A 2,592-nucleotide genomic window follows, 5' to 3' on the forward strand; every position below is an offset into this window, starting at 1 on the left:
GCAGCGGCAGGATGACGCGCTGCAGGAAATCCTGGAACATCGCCATGTCGGCGATGCGCGCCTTGACCAGATAGTCGAAGCCGCCGACCACCATGTGGCACTCGATGATTTCGGGCGCGCGTAAAACTGCTTCGGCGAAGCGGTCGAAGACATGTGGCGCGGTGTGGTCGAGCCGCACTTCGATGAAGACGAGCTGCGCCTGTCCGATCCTCGCCGGATCGAGCACCGCGCGCACCGCGCGGATGAACCCTTCGGCGAACAACCGCTTGACGCGCTGCGCCGCTCCGGTCGGCGACAGGCCGACCCGCCGCGCCAGATCGAGCGTCGTGCGGCGGCCGTCCTCCTGCAACAAACGCAGCAGCGAGCGGTCGATGCGGTCGAGATCGTTCATTTCAGGATTCACACTTCTGAACCGGAATAAGCGTGATAGTCACGCTAAAATAGCGAAAACAATATATTTCATCACGCAGATGGATCGCAATACCGTTGTCGTGCAACAGACAACGAAAGCGGATCCCATGACATCGGTTCTATCGACCTCCCGCAGCGCCCAGGCCAAGGGCGACACGCCCGTGCTCATCCTGAGCGAGGCCGAGGTGAAAACCTGCATCGACCTGCGCCAGCTTCTCGACGCGCTCGCCGGCGGCTTCAAGGCGCTGTCCGGCGGCAAGGTCGTCAATCCGGCACGGCCGCAGCTCGACATTCCGCAGGCCGGCTATTCGCTGGCGATGCCTGCCTGGACGGCGGGCATGCATCTTACGGTGAAGATCGTCAACGTCTTCGAGGGCAACATCGCCAAAGGCATCCCCAGCCACCTCGCCACCATCCATCTGTTCGACCCTGGGACGGGCATGCCGGTCTGCGTCATGGATGGCACCTATATCACCGCCGTGCGCACCTCCGGCTCCGCCGTGCTCTCGGTGCGTGAACTCGCCCGCCGCGACGCCAAGGTCGCGACGGTGGTCGGGGCCGGCGTGCAGGCCGGCCAGCATCTGCATCTTCTGCCGCTGGTGCGCGACTTCGCCGAAATCCGCGTCGTCTCGAAGGAGTTTTCAGATGCGCAAGCACTTGCCGCTGGGCATCCAGGTGTCGTTGCAGTCGCCGATATCGAGGCCGCGGTGCGCTCGTCTGACGTCGTCTGCCTTGCCACGCATTCCTACCAGCCCGTGATCTCGGCCGACTGGGTGCGGCCCGGCACCCATGTCTCATCGGTCGGCGTCGCCCCGCCCGGCGGCGAGTTGCCGGTCGAGCTTATCGGCAAGGCCAGCCTGTTCGTCGAGACCAGGGAGGCCTTTGTCGCGACGCCGGTCGGTTCCTGCGAACTGGCGGGCATTGACCCGAAAAACGGAACCGAGCTCGGCGACATGCTGCTCGGGCTGCGGCCGGGACGCGTCAGCACCGATCAGGTCACCGTCTACAAGGCCATGGGCGTCGCCATGGAGGACATGGTGGCAGCCGACCTCGCCTATCGCGAGGCGGTTCGGCGGGGATTGGGGCGGGCTGTTGTGCTTTAGTGGAGCCGCCTGATTGTTGAAGCCAGCGCTGCCCCTCATTGCCCTGCCGGGCATTTCTCCCCGTTCACGGGGAGAAGATGGCGGCAGCCAGGTGGGGCGGCGCAAATGTCGGGAAGTCAGGGCCAGCCCCTACCCCTCCACCGTCTCCAGCACACTCAGCAGCGTGCCCTCCATATCCGGCTCGTCGCCCGAGCAGACGCACAGCATCTCGGCGTCGCCTTCGCCCACCGACAAATAGGCATGGCCCATGGTGGAATCGATGTAGACGCTTTCGCCCTGTTTCAGCCGCACCGGCGCATACTGGTCGGTGTGCAGCTCGATCTCGCCCTTGAGCACGATCAGGAATTCCTCGCCGGCATGCCTGGTCAGCGGGCCGAATTCCTGCGGCGTGCGGGCGCGCGCAAAGGCGTGGATCGGCACCATGCGCTTGCGCACCAGGTCGGTCGCCAGATAGCGGTAATCATAGTTGCGGGTCAGCTGGCGCAGCGTGTTGGACGGCGAGGTCACCGAACGACGGGTGCGCGCGGATGGCTGCTTGCGGTCGCCGCTGAGCAGTTCGGTGACATGGATGCCCAGCCCCTCGCAGATCTGCAGCAGCTTGTCGTAGCTCAGCGACATCTGGTCGTTCTCGACCTTGGACAGGGTCGACACCGCGACGCCGGTCAGCGTGCTGACCTCCTGCAAGGTCCAGCCATGCGTCTTCCTCAAGCCGCGCAGGCAATCACCGAGGTTCGGTTGCTCCGACATCGTCAGCTCCATGGCGCGGCCACCGGGCCGCTTCTTCACCCTAGGTAGTCCAACTCCCTGCTGCCATCAACAACATCAACAATTTTCTTATACGCTAAATATTGACTGGATACGAAATTATTTCTACCCCTAGGGGATGCAGTCAAAGTCCCCCCAGAAAGTCGTCGTCATCGGCGGCGGCATTGCCGGCCTCTCCCTGGCGGCGGCCGTGCAGCCCTGGGCCGAGGTCATCGTGATCGAGCGCGAGCCGCATCTCGGCTACCACGCCAGCGGCCGCTCGGCGGCGCTGTTTTCCGAAACCTACGGCAATGCGCTGGTGCGGGCGCTGGCG

4 protein-coding genes are annotated in these 2,592 nt (G+C 64.4%); 2 read left to right on the plus strand and 2 right to left on the minus strand.

Annotated features, from left to right (window positions below; translation table 11 throughout):
- On the minus strand, window positions 1–391 hold a 391-nt coding region (locus tag EN993_RS34375; RefSeq protein ID WP_127266099.1), incomplete at its 3' end, for an Lrp/AsnC ligand binding domain-containing protein.
- A 127-nt stretch (window positions 392–518) separates the two neighbouring features.
- Between EN993_RS34375 and EN993_RS34380 the strand changes: the two genes are divergently transcribed.
- Entirely contained in the window at window positions 519–1,514 is a 996-nt protein-coding gene (locus tag EN993_RS34380; RefSeq protein WP_127266100.1) for an ornithine cyclodeaminase family protein, read from the plus strand.
- A gap of 129 nt (window positions 1,515–1,643) precedes the next feature.
- Here EN993_RS34380 and EN993_RS34385 read toward each other — a convergent pair whose 3' ends face one another.
- Window positions 1,644–2,300 carry an XRE family transcriptional regulator gene (locus EN993_RS34385; protein ID WP_245469051.1) on the minus strand — a complete coding sequence of 219 codons (657 nt, stop codon included), beginning with the start codon at window positions 2,298–2,300 and terminating at the stop codon, window positions 1,644–1,646.
- 97 nt (window positions 2,301–2,397) lie between these two features.
- Between EN993_RS34385 and EN993_RS34390 the strand changes: the two genes are divergently transcribed.
- A partial coding sequence (locus EN993_RS34390) for an FAD-dependent oxidoreductase (RefSeq protein ID WP_164758007.1) occupies window positions 2,398–2,592 on the plus strand: 195 nt, incomplete at its 3' end.

The sequence above is a fragment of the Mesorhizobium sp. M7D.F.Ca.US.004.01.2.1 genome (assembly GCF_003997785.1).
GTDB classification, from domain to species: Bacteria; Pseudomonadota; Alphaproteobacteria; order Rhizobiales; family Rhizobiaceae; genus Mesorhizobium; species Mesorhizobium loti.

Coding starts and splice junctions, on each gene's coding strand:
- EN993_RS34380 (WP_127266100.1), top strand. CDS start 519: ATGACATCGGTTCTATCGACCTCCCGCAGCGCCCAGGCCAAGGGCGAC.